Source organism: Flavobacterium sp. B114r, assembly GCF_056824125.1.
This window is the reverse complement of record NZ_CP124858.1, coordinates 3,406,376-3,423,496: the sequence shown is the minus strand read 5'-3', so window position 1 is coordinate 3,423,496 and position 17,121 is coordinate 3,406,376. Positions and strand designations below refer to the sequence as shown.

At 34.6% G+C, this 17,121-nt stretch carries 13 protein-coding genes; 5 read left to right on the top strand and 8 right to left on the bottom strand.

Features of this window, described 5'->3' with window-relative positions:
• Positions 1-4: 4 nt before the first annotated feature.
• Positions 5-775, top strand: coding sequence for a porin family protein (locus QLQ94_RS14735; RefSeq protein ID WP_427403064.1), 771 nt, complete (start codon positions 5-7; stop codon positions 773-775).
• Here the strand turns inward: QLQ94_RS14735 and QLQ94_RS14730 are convergent, their stop codons facing one another.
• The 5 genes from QLQ94_RS14730 to QLQ94_RS14710 all read right to left on the bottom strand — a co-directional run bounded on the left by QLQ94_RS14730 (position 776) and on the right by QLQ94_RS14710 (position 7,533).
• Positions 776-1,360 (bottom strand): chemotaxis protein CheB, encoded by a 585-nt coding sequence (locus QLQ94_RS14730; protein ID WP_427403063.1) that lies wholly within the window; start codon positions 1,358-1,360, stop codon positions 776-778.
• Entirely contained in the window at positions 1,342-2,151 is an 810-nt protein-coding gene (locus QLQ94_RS14725) for a CheR family methyltransferase (protein WP_271338071.1), read from the bottom strand. Before QLQ94_RS14725 ends, QLQ94_RS14730 begins: the two co-directional genes overlap by 19 nt.
• Positions 2,152-2,158: 7 nt before the next feature.
• Positions 2,159-2,524, bottom strand: a complete 366-nt coding sequence (locus QLQ94_RS14720; protein ID WP_271338073.1) for a response regulator — start codon at positions 2,522-2,524, stop codon at positions 2,159-2,161.
• Positions 2,525-2,734: 210 nt separating this feature from the next.
• Positions 2,735-6,304, bottom strand: coding sequence for a response regulator (locus QLQ94_RS14715; RefSeq protein WP_482497597.1), 3,570 nt, complete (start codon positions 6,302-6,304; stop codon positions 2,735-2,737).
• A 14-nt stretch (positions 6,305-6,318) separates the two neighbouring features.
• Positions 6,319-7,533 carry a hybrid sensor histidine kinase/response regulator gene (locus tag QLQ94_RS14710; RefSeq protein WP_427403061.1) on the bottom strand — a complete coding sequence of 405 codons (1,215 nt, stop codon included), beginning with the start codon at positions 7,531-7,533 and terminating at the stop codon, positions 6,319-6,321.
• A 301-nt stretch (positions 7,534-7,834) separates the two neighbouring features.
• Between QLQ94_RS14710 and QLQ94_RS14705 the strand changes: the two genes are divergently transcribed.
• The gene (locus QLQ94_RS14705; RefSeq protein WP_427403060.1) at positions 7,835-8,683 is read left to right on the top strand and encodes an SDR family oxidoreductase; all 849 of its coding nucleotides are present in this window, start codon (positions 7,835-7,837) and stop codon (positions 8,681-8,683) included.
• A 259-nt stretch (positions 8,684-8,942) separates the two neighbouring features.
• On the top strand, positions 8,943-9,203 hold the full coding sequence (locus QLQ94_RS14700) for a SemiSWEET family sugar transporter (RefSeq protein WP_427403059.1): 261 nt from the start codon (positions 8,943-8,945) through the stop codon (positions 9,201-9,203).
• A 436-nt stretch (positions 9,204-9,639) separates the two neighbouring features.
• On the opposite strand, the gene QLQ94_RS14695 is transcribed toward QLQ94_RS14700, so the two are convergent.
• Entirely contained in the window at positions 9,640-10,470 is an 831-nt protein-coding gene (locus tag QLQ94_RS14695; protein WP_427403058.1) for a hypothetical protein, read from the bottom strand.
• Between the two features lie 1,623 nt (positions 10,471-12,093).
• On the bottom strand, positions 12,094-12,432 hold the full coding sequence (locus tag QLQ94_RS14690) for a hypothetical protein (protein ID WP_271338084.1): 339 nt from the start codon (positions 12,430-12,432) through the stop codon (positions 12,094-12,096).
• Between the two features lie 226 nt (positions 12,433-12,658).
• On the opposite strand from QLQ94_RS14690, the gene QLQ94_RS14685 reads away from it, so the two are divergent.
• Positions 12,659-15,868: a PAS domain S-box protein gene (locus QLQ94_RS14685; RefSeq protein ID WP_427403113.1), complete on the top strand. Its 3,210-nt coding sequence runs from the start codon at positions 12,659-12,661 to the stop codon at positions 15,866-15,868.
• 5 nt (positions 15,869-15,873) lie between these two features.
• Here the strand turns inward: QLQ94_RS14685 and QLQ94_RS14680 are convergent, their stop codons facing one another.
• Positions 15,874-16,305 carry a response regulator gene (locus QLQ94_RS14680; RefSeq protein WP_271338087.1) on the bottom strand — a complete coding sequence of 144 codons (432 nt, stop codon included), beginning with the start codon at positions 16,303-16,305 and terminating at the stop codon, positions 15,874-15,876.
• Positions 16,306-16,558: 253 nt separating this feature from the next.
• Here QLQ94_RS14680 and QLQ94_RS14675 point away from each other — a divergent pair, with 253 nt between their 5' ends.
• The gene (locus tag QLQ94_RS14675; protein ID WP_271338089.1) at positions 16,559-17,059 is read left to right on the top strand and encodes a pyridoxamine 5'-phosphate oxidase family protein; all 501 of its coding nucleotides are present in this window, start codon (positions 16,559-16,561) and stop codon (positions 17,057-17,059) included.
• Positions 17,060-17,121: the final 62 nt, after the last annotated feature.

Here is a 17,121-nt window from a genome sequence, read left to right as displayed (position 1 = left end):
TTATATGAAAAAAGGATTATTATTACTTATCGCATTGTTTTGTATTGTTCCGGCACGCTCTCAAGTTTTAATTTCCTTAATTTTTGGAGACAAACTGAATTCTCCTTTTTTGGAGTTTGGTTTAGAAGGCGGCGTGAATTTCTCGACAATTTCTGACCTTGATACTTCGGGAACCAATTTGGGTTTTAATCTTGGATTTTATTTTGATATTCGATCTAAACAAAATCCGGCCTGGATGATTAATACCGGAGTAATTGTAAAATCTCCAATGGGCGCACACGGAATACCGGTGTATTCTCTAAACGACGCTACTCTTGACAATACTTTTGCAGGCGGAAGTGTAAATCGCGAAATAAGATACTTTAATGTTCCTATTTTAATTAAATATCAGTTCAGGAATAATATTTATCTTAAAACTGGACCTCAGTTTGGTTTATTAGCCAAAGCTTTTGATGAGTTTACCAGAGAAGTGAATAAGGATGATGTGGTTTATAAAAAAAATATCCGGGACCAAATACGGGTTATCGATGCGGGAATTGCGCTGGGAGCAGGTTATCATATGAAAATTGGAAATGGTTTGAACGTAACGGTTCAATATTATTACGGGTTGGTTCCTGTAATGAAAGGTGACGGCCCAAATGTATACAACAGATCTTTGTATGTAACTGCAGGTCTCCCTATTGGAAAAGGGAAAGCAGCTCAAAGAAGGGCTGAAAAAGAAGCTGAACTAAATAAAATTGTCCTTCCGGAGGATGAAGCGAAACCTCAAAAATAGCTAACCATTTATCGTACTAATAAAGTCTAACAATTCATTATTATCCAGAACAAAATCAGGATTAGTATTCAAAATCGCATTGTGAGGCATAAAAGGCATATCAGCAGCAAGCGGATTTTGAACTACTATTGTTCCTCCTGCAGCATGAATACTTTTTAGACCGTAGGTTCCGTCAGTATTTGAGCCGGACAATAAAATTCCTACCAGTGATTTCCCATAAATTTCTGCAGCAGATTCAAATGACACATCAATACTAGGTCGGCTATAATTTATTTTCTCAGAAATATCAAGCGAAAGCGTCTCGTTTTTTTCAAATAACAAATGATAATTAGACGGCGCTATATAAATAAAACCCGGTACAAGAGGTACTTTATCCTCGACAGATTTTACTAAAATATTTGATTTTAAAGCAATCAGTTCCTCTAAAGTCTGATCGTCTGTACTTTTTCTATGTACCACAATTACAATTGCAAAGCCATTTAATTTAGTTAATTCCGGCAAAATTTGCATTAAAGCATTTAAGCTTCCTGCAGATCCGCCTATGATAACCACTTTACAGTCTGATATTATTTTACCTTCCTCCATATTTTTTCTTTATCCAGCTGTTTGTATTTGTTAGGAGCAATAGAATATTTAATAGTTTCTTTTGTTCCTAAGGCTAAAAACCCTAAAACTGCCAGACTTTCATCGAATAAATTAATGACTCTTTTTTGGAGATCGTTATCAAAATAAATTAAAACATTACGGCATAAGATCATATCAAATTCATTAAACGAGGTATCTGATACTAAATTATGCTGTGAGAAAACCATCTTTTCGGCTAATTCTTCATTAAACTTAGCAATCCCATAATTGGCGATATAGTAACTGGAAAAATCTTCCTGCCCGCCTGCATCGCGATAATTCTCTGAATATTCTTTCATCATTCGCAAAGGAAAAATCCCTTTTTTGGCTGTTTCTAAAACCGTCGCATTAATGTCTGTCGCATAAATTAATGATTTATGAAGTAAACCGGCTTCTTTTAGCATTATAGCCATAGAATATACTTCTTCGCCTGTAGAACAGCCGGCGTGCCATAATCTAATAAAGGGTTTTGTACCTAATAAAGGTAAAATTTCTTTTCGCACAACGGCATAAAAAGCCGGATCCCGAAACATCTCTGTTACGTTGACGGTGATCTCATCGACCATTCTTTTATAATACTCCGGATCATACCGAACTCTGGAGAGAAATTCATGAAAATGCGTAAATCCATCTAAATGCATTACTCTGTTTACACGTCTTTTTAATGAAGCTCTTGAATAGCTGCCAAAATCGAAACCGTAATATTCATAAACGTCATTAATAAGTGTTTCTAGTTCGATATCCTCAATCATAATACTCTCAAATTTTGCCCAAGATAAGCAGTAATTTATCTACATCTACCGGTTTTGAAATATAGGCATCTGCCCCAGCCTCTAAACATTTTTCTTTGTCGCCTATCATTGCCTGAGCAGTTACCGCCACAATATAAGCTGATCTTCTGTTAGGAAGTGCTTTTATTAACGGGATTGCTTCATAACCATCCATTTCCGGCATCATCATATCGATCAGAATCCCATCGATAACTTCATCAGAGCTTAATATTTTCAAAGCTTCTTCGGCACTTAAACAAGACAAGCAATCAAATGATTTTGCACGTAAAGTGTGTTCTAAAGCAAAAATATTTCTAGAATCATCATCAATAATCAAAAGTCTTTTTTTATTCATTTCGTCCACTTTTATTTGGTTTATTTTTGTCACGAATTATTTTTTTGCGAAGTTTTTTTCGCTACGAATTGCGAATTAGCACAAATTTCAAAAATTATTTAAACAATGAATCCTTAAAAATTCTTGTCTTTTTGCCACAGATTAAAGGATTTAAAATGATTTCTTTATCAAAAATTATCTGAGAATCTTTTTAATCTGTGGCTAACTTTTTTATATTTTATCGTAAAGCCATACTCTCAATAACGAAAGCAGCTGATCGATATCTACCGGTTTGGTAATATAATCTGACGCTCCTGCTTTGATACATTTTTCTCTGTCGCCTGTCATGGCCTTGGCTGTCACGGCAATTACCGGTAAATTTAAAAATTTAGGATTAGCACGAATTTTTTCAGCCGTTTCATAACCGTCCATATTAGGCATCATCATGTCTAATAAAACAACATCAGTATCCGGATGTTCTGCTAATATCTTGATCGCTTCCTTACCATCAAAAGCAGTAATCACATTCATTTTAAAAACTTCAAGTGCTTTTGTCAATGAATAAATATTACGAACATCATCGTCTACAATCAATACCTTTTTCTCATGAAGAATATTGTTTAGTAAATTTAGCTTTTTATAGCTTTCTTTCTTGTCATTTCCGTCTTTTTTATCTTCAACTAAATGAAGGAATAACGAAACTTCATCAAGCATCCTTTGGTAAGAATGCGCTGTTTTTACAATAATAGAATCGGCATATTTTTTAATCTTTACTTCTTCCTTCATCGATAAACTTTTTCCTGTAAAAACAATTACAGGTAAGTTCTCCAATCCAGGCGATTTTTTTACCCCGTCTAAAATCTGGTAAGCATATTTGTCCGGAATTCCCATATCGAGAATAACACAATCAATTTCGGTTTTATTCAAAGCCTCCAGTCCTTGCGAAACTTCGCTTTTTATTTCAGAATTAATATTATAGGTTTCTAAGAAATAAGCCAGTGCCTTTGCATGCTTTGGATTGTCCTCAATAATTAAAACCTTTTGCGCTTCTTTATTAATGATGTGCTCAATTCGCAAAAACACATCCGGAATCTTCTCAAAAGCCACCGGTTTGTCTAAGAAATCCACGGCTCCTTTTAGTAAACTTTCCTGTTTTAATTTGTGCGATGACATAATATGAACCGGGATATGTTTGGTTTCGTTATGATTTTTTAATTCTTCCAGAACTTCCCAACCGCTTTTTATTGGCAGCTCAATATCTAATAAAACGCCAACAGGTTTATACAACAAAGTAAAGTTCAAAGCATAATCCCCACGAACAGAAACGACTCCTTTATATCCTTTTTTTCTCGTAAAAGTTAAAAGGGATTTCGCAAAATTAATATCATCCTCAACAATCAGGATTACTTTATCGTTTGGCAAAATTGAATTTCTGTCATCTTCAATCTCGTCCGGAATCGTCGCGCTTAAATATTTATTTTTTACAGGGGCTTTCTCTGTCTCTACTACTTCTGTAAATTCTGTTGGTGGAATTTTTTCGACATTAATTCTACCAATTGCAGATCCAAAAACCGGAAGGCACAAGGTAAACGTACTGCCTTCCTGAACTTTACTATGCAAGATTATTTCACCGCGAAGTAATTTTGCTAATTCCCTGCTGATCGATAATCCTAAACCTGTTCCTCCGTATTTACGTTTTGTCGAGCCATCCGCTTGTTGGAAAGCTTCAAAAACCAGTGGCTGTTTTTCTAACGGGATTCCAATTCCGGTATCTTTTACAATAAAGCAAATGATTTTATCATCGTCTTCATTAATTTTAATTTCTAAGCTTACAGTACCTTTTTCAGTAAATTTAATGGCGTTCGAAATCAGGTTTTTCAGGATCTGCTCCAAACGCATCTTGTCCGTTTTAATGACAATTGGTGCATCATTCGAAAGAATTTCCAACTTAATTCCCTTTTCTTTTGCTACCTGATTGAATAAATTCCATAAAGTATCCGTGATTTCTTTAGTAGAAACATCCAGAAATTCAAGTTCCATTTTACCCGCTTCAATTTTGGATAAATCCAGAATTTCGTCGATCAATCCTAACAAACTGTTTCCGGAACTCTGAATTACTTTTGCAAACTCAATTTCTTCCTCGACCATGCTTTTGTTATTATTCTCAGATAACAAACGGCTCAAGAGCAAAATCGAATTCAAAGGCGTTCTTAATTCGTGTGACATATTTGCCAAAAACTCTGATTTATAACGAGTTGTTAACTCTAAAGCTTCAGATTTCTTTTGGATCTCGTTGTTTTTTTCTTCCAATAAAACACTTCTTTCAGACAACTCTTCATTAGTTTGCTCCAATTCTTCCTGTTGTACTCTCAGTTCTTCTTCAGAAGCCTGAAGTTTCTCAGTTTGTGCTTCTAATTCGGCATTTATTGCTTCAAGTTCGCTGTGTTGTACTTGTAACTCTTCAGATTGAGCTTTCGTTTCTTCCAGCAATTCCATTACTCTTTTTCTATTTTGAGTAGATTTAACTGCAATTCCAATATTGTTAGAAACATTCTTCAAAAACTCTAAATGCAAATCCGAAAACCCGTAAATACTCGCCAATTCAATAGCTCCCTCAATTTTAGTATCCAACAACGGAATAGCCACAATATGGGTTGGTTTTATCTGACCTAAAGCATAATTAATCTGGATATCATCTGGCGATAATGCTTTTAATTGTAGAATTTTTCCTGAAACAATGGCCTGTCCAATTAAACCTTCTCCTTTTTGAATGCGTTCTCGATTTTTACTTGGTATATAGCTGTAACCGCCTGCAACAAAAAGTTCATTTTCTTCTAAAACATATAAAACTCCGGCACTGCTATTGGTATATTGGCACACAAATTCAATAACATCTTTTGATAATTTTTGCATTGATTTATCACCCAGCATTACATTATTGAGATTCGCAATACCGGTTTGAAGCCATTCTTTTTGAGACAATAAATCGAAAGAATTTTTCAGGGAAACTCCCATACTATTCAAGGATTCGCCCACGCTTCCTAATGCATCAGCCTTTGTATCATCTACACGAATGTCATAATTTCCGTTCGAAATATTACTGGCAATAGAACTTATTGCTTCGATTCTTTGAGCTGTTTCACGATCTTTTTTCTCTAGTTCAGCCTGAAGCAGCGCACGTTCATTAAAATCTTTTAGAATCCTGATCAAAAATACAATCGAAATAATAAAGGCAATTATAAAAGCAACGATTATCAAAATGATACTGTAAGTACCATAACGTTCTGAGTTTTCATTGCGTTCTTTTAAAAGATTCTGCTCTGTATTTTCAACTGTTTTAATTTTAGCACGCAAATCATTCATCATATTTCTGCCCTCAGTGAGATCAAAAGTAGCCGCGTTTTTTCCGAGGCGCTTTTTTACGATTTGATTGTTCAGGTACTTAAAAAAGTTAGAACGAAGTGTGGTTAATTCCTTTAATTGTGCTTGCTGAGATGGATTATCAACCGTAAGCTCTAATACTTTTTCAAAATAATTATTTGATTTTGCTTCGGCATCATTATATCGTTCTATAAATTGTTCGTCACCGGTAATCAAAAAACCACGCATACTGGTTTGCGCTTCGGTAATTATCGCAGAACCTTCGTTCAGATTATAAATTACATCCTGAGTATGGTTGACCCAAAAATTACTGTTCAGTAAGCTCTTTATACTTACAAATGAGGCCGTAGAACTGATCATCAGAACCAGTAACGAGATCATCGAACTTATTAATAAATTCCTTTTAAAGTTATTCTTCATGTTTTTGGTTATATTTATTCGTATTTTAAAGGAAGAACAATAATGAAGCTTGCGCCCTTGCCTACCTGACTTTTTGCTGTGATTAATCCGTTGTGTTTTTCTATGATTTTTTTGGCAATCGCCAATCCAATTCCGGTTCCTTCATACGACTGTCGATCGTTTAAGCTCTGGAAAATGATAAATATCCGATCGAGGTAAATTTCATCAAAACCAATTCCGTTATCTTTTACTGTAATCCTGCAAAATTTACCATCTGCAGCAACAGGACTTTCAAAAGATTTATCTGAAATTAATTCAGATGTAATTTCGATCAAAGGATGTTGGGAATTTCCGGAAAACTTGAGTGCATTTCCTATCAAATTCTGAAAGACCTGCCTCAGCTGACTCGGAATGCTGTCTATTGTTGGGAGTTCATTTGTTTTTATAGTCGCATTTTTCCTTTCGATCAAATAATCAAAATCTGAAAGTACTTCCTGCAAAACCTCATTCAGATCGGTTGATTCAGGTTTTACCTGCGACGACAATCTTGAGTATGCTAGTAAATCAGTAATTAAAGTCTGCATTCGTTCTGCTGATTTAATTGTACGATTTACGTAATCAATTGCTTTTACATCATCAGCCAAATAAAGCTCTTTGATGATTTTTATAAAAATCTGAATTTTACGGATGGGCTCATTTAAATCGTGCGAAACTACCCAGGAGAATTGTTGCAGTTCGTGATTTTTCATCTCTAATTCTTCGTTTTTCAAAACCAGTTCTTTAGTTCTTTCCGCGATTTTAATTTCGAGATTGTCCTGAGCTTCTTTCCTTATTATGATTTCTTTAGAAAGGAGTTCTTTTATACCTTTTAATTCTCTTTGCTGCTCATAAAGTTTCAGGAAAGTTTTTACTTTTAACATCAGCAAATCACTGTCTACAGGTTTGGTAATGTATTCGACTGCACCGGTTTCATATCCTTTAAAAATGTATTTCTTTTCGATATTTAGTGCCGAAAGAAAGATCACCGGAATGTCTTTGGTGCGTTTATTACCTGAGAGGATTTTTACTACTTCGAAACCATCAAGTCCCGGCATCTGAACATCCATAATAATCAGGCAATAATCTGTTTTTAGGATTTTCTTCAGGGCTTCTTCGCCGGACTCAGCCGTGTCCACATCAATATCATGTAGTTCTAATGTTTTCTTCAAGGCAATTATATTTGCCTTTATATCGTCGACGATTAATACCATACTGTATTGGGGGAGTAAAGTTGTAATGAATAAATTTGTTTTTAATTTGAAAATCGCTTTGAAAAATGCTATTCAAAATAGCTGATCCTATTTTTAAATAACGGCAGTCAAACCTTCAAATTTATAAAAAAAAAGCATATTGCCTTTTTATCGAAAAGCAAATTAGTTACATAATTCCCATGTTTGGGCTTTAAATTTTAGATGTAATTTATTGAGGTAATCTTAAATTTATTTCAGTTAAGCTTTTAATAATCTGCTAACTATTTTAGAGTCAGATTAATTGCTCTAAAATTAAAGTATTATGAAAAAGACAAAGACATTTCCTGAACAAAAACAAAATCTTCCGGGGAACGAACATAAAATGAACCCTGAACCGGAAATTATAAGAGAAAATTATGTTGGAAGCGGTAAACTCCTCAAAAAAGTTGCTTTTATAACCGGTGGCGACAGTGGTATTGGCCGTAGTGTTGCCGTTCATTTTGCCAGAGAAGGTGCGGATATTGCCATAGTTTACTTAAAAGAAGACAAAGACGCTAAAGAGACAAAGGCATTAATTGAGAAAGAAGGCCAACAATGCCTGATTATTAGTGGCGATTTGAAAGATGAGAAATTTTGTAAAAGTGCTGTAAAAAAGTGCCGTACCTTATTTAAAAAAATAAATATTGTGGTTAATAATGCAGCTGTACAATTTCCTCAAACCGAATTGGAAAAAATAACCGCTGCACAGCTCCATAAGACATTCGAAACCAATATCTATCCTTACTTTTATATTACAAAAGCGGCATTGCCATTTTTGAAGCAAGGCGATACTATTATTAATACGAGTTCTGTTACGGCGTATCGCGGCAGCGAACATCTTGCGGATTATGCGAGTACAAAAGGTGCCATTGTTAGTTTTACAAGATCATTATCGACTATGCTGGCCAAAAAGCAAATACGTGTAAACGGCGTTGCGCCTGGACCAATCTGGACACCTTTGATTGTGGCTACTTTTGATAAATTATCTGATTTTGGTAAAGACAATCCAATGGAAAGAGCCGGTCAACCCTCAGAAGTTGCACCTGCTTATGTATTTCTTGCCTGCGAAGACAGTAGCTATATCACCGGACAATTCATTCATGTCAATGGTGGAGAAATGATTGGCGGATAGATTTTTTTAAAGGTTCAAAGGCGCAAAGGGACAAAGGTTCAAAGTTTTTTATTGTGTATAGTTTAATCGCGCAAAGATGCGAAGTTAATTTGCGTGAGCTTATTTAAGTAACTCAAAAAAAAAATTAGCGCCTTTGCGTCTTTGCGAGATTAAAAAACTTAGCCATTTAGAAACTTAGTAACTAAAAAAAACATTGCGCCTTTGCGAGATTAAAAAACTCAGCAACTTAGTATCTCAGAACCTTAGCAACTCAAAAAAAATGAATTTAATAGACGTTATCGGACTCTTCGCCGGAACCTGTGTTACGATATCAGTGATTCCGCAGATTCTAAAAGTCTGGAAAACCAAAAAAGTGAAACAAATCTCGCTTAAAACCTTTGGAATTCTAACTTTCGGAATCCTGGTTTGGATTATTTACGGCATTTTAAAAAATGATTTACCCATAATAATTACCAATAGCGTCTCGTTATGCCTGAATTTGATTATGGTTTATTTTATTATTTATTATGAGAAAGAATGAGACTTGTGTATTACGTTTTTTTTGTCATGAAGACACAAAGGTTTTTGACAGCAAATACATTAGTTTTTTTGCCGCAAAGACACTAAGACACAAAGTTTTTATACTGCGAAGACAGTAGTTTTCCGCCACGAAGATGCTAAGTTTTTATTAATTATAAGGTAATAAATTACGTCAGAACGACAAAAAACAAGCAATCATCAAAATAAAAAACCTGCGCAAATCAGCGTTTTCGCAAAGCGAATCCGTGTCATCCGTGGGCAATTTCACCGCAATGACACACACTAAAATTTCATTACAAAATAAAAAATCCGCGTCAATCAGCGTTTTCGCAAAGCGAATCAGCGTCATCCGCGCGCTATTTTAGCAACATTCTTAACTAAAAAAAACAGCTCGTTTAAGCTGTTTTTTTCGTAAAAGAAGTAATATATGATGCTTGTTAGCTAGCTAATTTCTGATTGAATGGCTTATATGATAAATGGTATTTTTCTTTAAAAATACGTGGCAAATAGTGTCGGCTCGCTAATCCTGCAGCAATAATTACTTCAGTTATATTCATATTCGAAATTCTTTTAATTTCATTAATTTGCTTTACGGCCAAATTTAAAATAGGTTCAAATGTTTTGATATAATTATAACTATGTTGAGCTATCTCTATCTCAATAATTTCTTTTAATATTATTTTTTTAAGCAAATTTCTAACAATTCCTTTTTGAGGAAGCGTTTTAAGTTCTTGCCATTTCTGAGCAGTTTTCAAACTTTGGCTTCCTGCATAAAAATAATTGCCTGATTCGCTCATGAATCTTTTCTTTAATTGAGAAATCGTTTCAGCATTCTGTCCTTCAGCTGATACATTCGTTGGCATTCCTATTAATGAAAACTGAATGTGTTTATGACTTTCCAAATACAAAACACTATTTATAACTGATGTATTACTCAAAATACCGGTTTGATTCTTTTTAATGCTTTTTTTCTCTCCATTCGCACCAAAACTATGTGTCAATCGTCCGTCTTCGCAATACGCGAAAAATATAGGCGCTGATTGAAATGATTCTATACTTAAACTGACATCCTGATTCAATACAAGATCAAAACTCAAATGCGACATTTTATTATCCAGACAAACTCCGGTAATAGTCCCTTTTGCCCATTTTGATTTAATAACTAAATTGTATTCGTTATTATTGAGAATCAAATCACCGTTAAAACTATCTTTAAGATCATTAAAAATAGCATCAAATCCTCCTGCATTTAAGTATAGTTTTTTCATAATGGTTTGGTTTTTATAAATTAGTCCGTAATTATTTACGTACAAAACTCAACTTTGGTTTTATTTCTTTTTTGATAATTCAAATTTCATAAATATTGTTAATCAAAGCCTTATACAATTTCAGTCAGATATTTCATAATTAAAGGAAACGTAAAAACAAACTACAAACACCCATATTTTTGCCACGAAGACACAAAAGCACGAAGTTTAAATTGAAGTATGATGGTTTATGGTAAATCTTATAATCACCCAAAGTGACGTAATTTTGCCACGAAGACACTAAGGCGCAAAGTTTAAATTGAAGTACGCTGGTTTATGGTAAATATTTATAATCGCGCAAAGTGAGGTGATTTTGCCACGAAGACACTAAGACACAAAGTTTAAATTGAAGTACGCTGGTTTATGGTAAATCTTATAATCACCCAAAGTGACGTAATTTTGCCACGAAGGCGCTAAGGCGCAAGGTTTAAATTGAAGTACGCTGGTTTATGGTAAATATTTAAAATCGCGCAAAGTGAGGTGATTTTGCCACGAAGACACTAAGGCACAAAGTTTAAATTGAAGTATGATGGTTTATGGTAAATATTTATAATCGCGCAAAGGCGCTAAGTCCCAAAGAAAAAAAAGTAAAACATTGTGCTTTACTCCTTCTCGCAGAAAAACCAATCGTGACAAAAAAACTTTGCGCCTCTGCGAGATTTTAACAATTCTGTTGAAGAAACTTTGTGCCTTAGTGTCTTCGTGGCAGAAAATCCTTCGTGGCAAAAAACTTACGCCTCTACACTTTGCCGAGATTTTAACAATCCTCCTGAATAAACTTTGTGCCTTAGCGCCTTCGTGGCAGAAAACCCTTCATGGCAAGAATAAAAAACACCTTGTAAAAATCGGATAGGAGCCTAGGGATTAATTCCCTAGGCGACCTTCCACACCACCCGGCATACGGATCCGTACCAAGGCGGTTCTTAATTTACGATACATTTTAAGATAGATACCTAACCTAAAGTACTTCCGTGAGGTTATTTTCAGTTATCCCAATAAAGGTCTGCACTCCTTGGTAGCTGTCGGATTCCGTCCTATCCTTCCCAAGGTAGTTATCAAATTACTTGATATTTTCTGCATTCGTGCCTTCATAGGTAACATTCATTTACTACTCACTTAATTAAGTTCAGTCCTTCGGTACTCATTTACAGTACCTACTATGACCTCTGCTGACTTCTTATAGCAATTGTTATCCATAAGTGCTTTTCTTAAAAAAAAAACTCCCCCTATGTCTATAAGACCTCCCCAGGTAAGAACGACAACTTTCCTCTCATATACCTGCTATATTTACCATCATGTTTCCGTACAGTTTTGGACTTCAGTTTGTGTTGCAACCTTATCCAACATCTTTGGCCTATTATATAGTTTCTGTTCGTCAGGTCAAGAGTTTGCCTACTGCTTCCTTCAGATTCCACCTCGCGATGGACACCCTTGCATTCAGCTAACACTTCCCACTGTAAAGGCGTGTTCGGGACTTACACCCTAGAGTTACCGCCCATGCTGGGCACACAACAAAAGCAGCTGCTCCAGATAAATCTGAAACAACTGCTCCCCAGCAAAATAAAAAATACTCTCTATTTTATTTTATGTAAGTTCATTGATATCCGCATTCTTAGCATAATTTGCCTTTGGGATATCTTTAAAAAATTCAGCTTCTTCCAGATCAGCAGTTGGACCATATCCTATTAAATGTGTTCCTTTTATCTGATCCTTTGTTTCGATTATATACAAAATAGACATATCATCAGGGTCACTCATTCCTTCGTAACGGTGATGTGCTACAATAAAAATCTCATTTGGTGCATATGCATATTTTGTCTCCGAATCTAGTAAGGTACCATCTGTAAATAAAAAATTAGAAGTATAACCTTCGTCCTGGTACTTTTTTATATAGTCAGTTTCGTGTTTTTGCTCTTTTTTCATGATTCGATTGAGTTTAAGATTTTTTCAAATCTGTTGTTAAATCAAATTTCATCATTCAATTCAAATTAAATTAACTCAATTGATTTAAAAATTAGCTCATTCAAAAAATCAAAATCAAATCAATAAATATTTTACTAATTTTAACAATTATCTATATACAATATTTGCAAACAATGTTATTTATTAAGTTTACTATATTGTGTTCACCAAAACGAAACAACTTTTAATGAGTACTTTAAATCACAATTTCCTTACTAACGGAGGCGAAATGGGCGCATTAATGCGTGCAAAAGACTGGACAAAATCTCCAATTGGCGCTATTGATTCATGGCCGCAAAGTTTGCGTACTACTTTAGGAATTCTTTTAAACTCAAAATTTCCAATGTTTTTGTTTTGGGGACCGGAACAAATTTGTTTTTATAATGATGCTTATCGCCCAAGTCTGGGAAATGACGGAAAACATCCTGCAATACTGGGACAAAAAGGAGCTGAGTTCTGGCCGGAAATCTGGGATTTTATTAAACCATTAATCGATCAGGTTCTTACTTTGGGTGAAGCCACATGGCATGAAGACCAATATTTGCCTATATACAGAAACGGGAAAATGGAAGATGTTTACTGGACTTTTAGCTATAGTCCCGTAAATAATGATGATGGAAAAGTAGATGGAGTTCTGGTTATTTGCAATGAAACAACTGATAAGGTAAAAATCCTTAAAAATTTAGAAGATAACAACGAACGCTATCGCAATAATATTCTTCAGACTCCTAATGCGATGTGCATTTTTAGGGGCAACGATTATGTTGTTGAAATTGCGAACGAATTAATGCTTGAAATTTGGGAACGAAAGATAGAAGAAGTAATCAATCAGCCCATTTTTAAAGCATTGCCCGAGGTTACAGGTCAAGGACTTGAGGATGTTTTACTAAACGTATATACTACAGGAGAACGATTTACAGCATACGAATTACCCGTTAAGTTAACCCGAAAAGGTAAAATCGAAAATACTTTTATCAATGTCGTTTATGAAGCATTAAAAGAACCGGACGGAACCATTTCCGGCATTGTTGCAATAGCCAATGATGTTACTATACAGGTTATTGCCAGAACAGCGGTTGAGGAAAGTGAAAAACGTTTCAGGAATACTGTAAAACAGCTTCCGCTTGGAATAGCGATTCTTAAAGGTCCCGATCTGATGGTTGAAATGGCTAATAGTACTTATCTTCAGATCATTGATAAAACTGAAGACTATGTTTTAAACAAACCCATATTTCAATCAGTTCCTGAAGCAAAAGAGACTGTTTATCCGTTACTCTCTAAGGTTTATCAGGAAGGCATTCCCTATTATTCGGATGAATTAGAAGTTACTCTAAATCGTTACGGCAAACAGGAAGTTTGTTACTTTAATTTAGTTTTTCATCCTTTAAGAGAAGAAAACAACAATATTGAAGGAGTTATTATTGTGGCTCACGAAGTTACTGAAGCTGTAAAAGCAAAGCATCTTTTAACTGAAAGTGAAAAAGCTTTTAGAAATTTAGTAATGGATTCTCCTATTGCAATGGCAATTTTTAGAGGGAAAGATCACATTATCGAGATGGCCAACAATACCATGATGAAGACCATCTGGCAAAGAAAGAAAAAGGAAACTATAGGTAAGCCCATTCTGGAAGTTTTCCCGGAATTATCAGAACAAAAATACCCGGAACTCCTCGATCAGGTTGTTTTGAATAAAAAAATTATTCGCGAAAACGAAGCAATTGCATACATAGACATAAAAGGAGAACTTAAAAAGTTTTATCTTGATTATCAATACACTCCATTATTAGAAAAAGAAGGGAAAGCCTCAGGAGTGATGGTAACTGTAACTGATATAACATCAAAAGTAGAAGCCCGAAAAAAGGTAGAAGTTGCCGAGGAACGTGCCAGATTAGCTGTTGAAATTGCCGAAATTGCAACTTGGGATTTAAATATTGTAACTCAGGATTTAATTTACTCAGAAAATCTCGCAACTATTTTTGGACATGATAAAGTATCTAAAATAACCCGCGCACAGATTAAAGCTCAGGTTCATCCTGATGATCAGATTATTCTTGAAAACGCCTATAATTTAGCACTGAAAACAAGTATTTACAAATACGAATCACGCGTTATAAAACCGGATAATTCTATTTGCTGGATAAAAGCACATGGGAAGATATTTTTTGACGAGAACAAAAAACCCGTAAAAATGCTGGGGACTATTATAGATATCACGGATGAAAAAAACAATCAGGAGACATTGATAAAAAGTGAGGAAAAATTCAGACTCCTCGCCGACTCTATGCCACAGCATATCTGGACAAGTGATTCGTTGGGGAATCTAAATTATTTTAATCAATCTGTTTATACCTATTCCGGAATTCCTGTTGACGAAATTGTAAAAAAAGGCTGGCTTCAGATTGTACATCCTGAAGATCGGGAAGCAAATGTAAATGCCTGGATAGAGGCTATAAAAACAGGAAATGATTTTTTATTAGAACATCGTTTTCTTCGTCATGATGGCGAATACAGATGGCAGTTAAGCCGTGCAATTGCTCAAAAAGATAACACAGGAAAAATTCAGATGTGGGTAGGTACAAGTACTGACATTCAGGATCAAAAGAATTTTACAAACCAGCTTGAGAAACAAGTTTCTGAACGCACGGAACAGTTAGAAATTAAAAACAGGGATTTAATCAATATGAATATTGAACTGCAGTCTTTTGCCTATATTTCGAGTCATGATTTGCAGGAACCACTCCGAAAAATTCAAACCTTCGCAAGCCGATTATCAGATTTAGATGAGCAGAATATTTCGGCGAAAGCCAAAACTTACCTCAGCCGAATTGAAGTTGCAGCAAAAAGGATGCAGACTCTAATTCAGGACCTTTTAGAATATTCGAGAACAAACTCCGCCGAAAGAGTCTTTGTAAAAGTGAATCTTGATGATATTGCCGAAGAAATAATAAGTGATTTCTCAGAACGTATTGAAGAAAAAAATGCTCAGGTTATTTTTAATCCATTAGGAGAAGCTACAATTATTCCGTTTCAATTCAGACAATTGCTTCACAATTTAATTGGAAATGCCCTTAAGTTTTCTAAAAAAGGCATATCTCCAATCATAGAAATTAAAGCTAACAGAATTAAAGGTAATAAGATAAAACAACTTGTCGATTTCCCTGATAAAATGTATTATCATCTTAAGATTTCGGACAACGGAATTGGTTTTGACGCCGAATACAAGGAACGTATTTTTGAAGTATTCAAACGTTTAAACACTGATACTGAGTTTGCAGGCACAGGAATAGGCCTGGCTATTGTAAAAAAGATTGTAGAAAACCATAAAGGAATTATCACAGCAAGTGGCGAAAAGAATAAAGGCGCCACTTTTGATATTTACATTCCTGAATTACAGTAGGTTTATTATAACTTATAAACGAAGTCTTTATCTGTTGGATTAAATTTTTTCCAATCGATCTCTAAGGCGTGATTAATAGACTTTATAATATCTTTCATCAAAACGGGCTTTGTAATGAAGTAATTAGCGCCTAAAATGCGACATCTTTCTATTATACTTGGTTCATTTGAAGTCGAGAAGATAATAACCGGAATATCATTTTTTATTTCAGAATTTCTAAGCTCAGTCAAAACATCGAATCCGTTTTTTCCTGGCATATTCAAATCTAAAAAAACTACATGCGGCGTAGGTGGCGGATTATAAATAGCATCTAATAATTTTTCTCCCCCACTATATGTTTGAAGTGTAATTTTTTTTGGCAATGACTCTACTGCATCTGTAAAAATGCTCAAATCATCTTCATCATCATCAGTATAAAATATAGTAAAATCAGTCATGTGTTATTTGTAAATTGGGTGTTTTCTCCCTCAAAGATAACCAAATTTATAGAAAAATCAATTGCTTTTAGAGTAACAAATAAAAATTTAGTAATTGAAATCTCATAATTTTTAAATCTAATTGTGTAAGCTCAAAAGCTGCAAAAATCTGAATTTTGTTAGTATGTAGTGTTAAACAAAAATCACACACATATTACTCATAAAATGAGCGTATTAACAAATTAATCAGTTATAAATTATAAAAAATAAAGTCATGGGAGATCATAAAGACCTTACAAACGAATTTGCTGTAGATAAAATAAAAAATCTTGCAGAAAACATAAAAACGTGTATGTTTTGTACATATAATGAATACAGACTGCAATCACGCCCAATGTCAGTCCAGAAAATTGACGATTTAGGTCAGCTCTGGTTCTTATCTGACAGAAATAGCAACGTAAATGCAGAGATAAGCCTTAACCCGCAAGTCGAACTGTTTTTCTCTGAGCCACACGATAAATTCCTGACACTGCATGGGAGCGCAAGTATATCATATGATAGGGAAACAATTAAAGAATTGTACGATCCAATTGTAAAAGTTTGGATGCCCGAAGGCGAAGATGATCCCAACTTAAGTGTTATTAAGGTAGTTCCGGAAGATGGTTATTACTGGAACAATAAAAACGGAAAAATGGTCGCCATAGCAAAAATGGCAACTGCTTTTGTAACCGGAAAAACCATGGACGACGGGATTGAAGGCACTTTGAAATTGTAGTATTTAAAAAGTAAAAAAAAGATCGGTAGTTTCTAAAATAGAAACTACCGATCTTTTTTTTG

What these genes read in the sequence shown, in the direction of transcription:
- QLQ94_RS14675 (WP_271338089.1), top strand. Translation starts at nt 16,559, where the DNA reads ATGGGAGATCATAAAGACCTTACAAACGAATTTGCTGTAGATAAAATA.
- QLQ94_RS14690 (WP_271338084.1), bottom strand. Translation starts at nt 12,432, where the DNA reads ATGAAAAAAGAGCAAAAACACGAAACTGACTATATAAAAAAGTACCAG.
- QLQ94_RS14685 (WP_427403113.1), top strand. Translation starts at nt 12,659, where the DNA reads ATGAGTACTTTAAATCACAATTTCCTTACTAACGGAGGCGAAATGGGC.
- QLQ94_RS14705 (WP_427403060.1), top strand. Translation starts at nt 7,835, where the DNA reads ATGAAAAAGACAAAGACATTTCCTGAACAAAAACAAAATCTTCCGGGG.
- QLQ94_RS14715 (WP_482497597.1), bottom strand. Translation starts at nt 6,304, where the DNA reads ATGAAGAATAACTTTAAAAGGAATTTATTAATAAGTTCGATGATCTCG.
- QLQ94_RS14720 (WP_271338073.1), bottom strand. Translation starts at nt 2,524, where the DNA reads ATGAATAAAAAAAGACTTTTGATTATTGATGATGATTCTAGAAATATT.
- QLQ94_RS14735 (WP_427403064.1), top strand. Translation starts at nt 5, where the DNA reads ATGAAAAAAGGATTATTATTACTTATCGCATTGTTTTGTATTGTTCCG.
- QLQ94_RS14680 (WP_271338087.1), bottom strand. Translation starts at nt 16,305, where the DNA reads ATGACTGATTTTACTATATTTTATACTGATGATGATGAAGATGATTTG.
- QLQ94_RS14730 (WP_427403063.1), bottom strand. Translation starts at nt 1,360, where the DNA reads ATGGAGGAAGGTAAAATAATATCAGACTGTAAAGTGGTTATCATAGGC.
- QLQ94_RS14695 (WP_427403058.1), bottom strand. Translation starts at nt 10,470, where the DNA reads ATGAAAAAACTATACTTAAATGCAGGAGGATTTGATGCTATTTTTAAT.
- QLQ94_RS14725 (WP_271338071.1), bottom strand. Translation starts at nt 2,151, where the DNA reads ATGATTGAGGATATCGAACTAGAAACACTTATTAATGACGTTTATGAA.
- QLQ94_RS14700 (WP_427403059.1), top strand. Translation starts at nt 8,943, where the DNA reads ATGAATTTAATAGACGTTATCGGACTCTTCGCCGGAACCTGTGTTACG.
- QLQ94_RS14710 (WP_427403061.1), bottom strand. Translation starts at nt 7,533, where the DNA reads ATGGTATTAATCGTCGACGATATAAAGGCAAATATAATTGCCTTGAAG.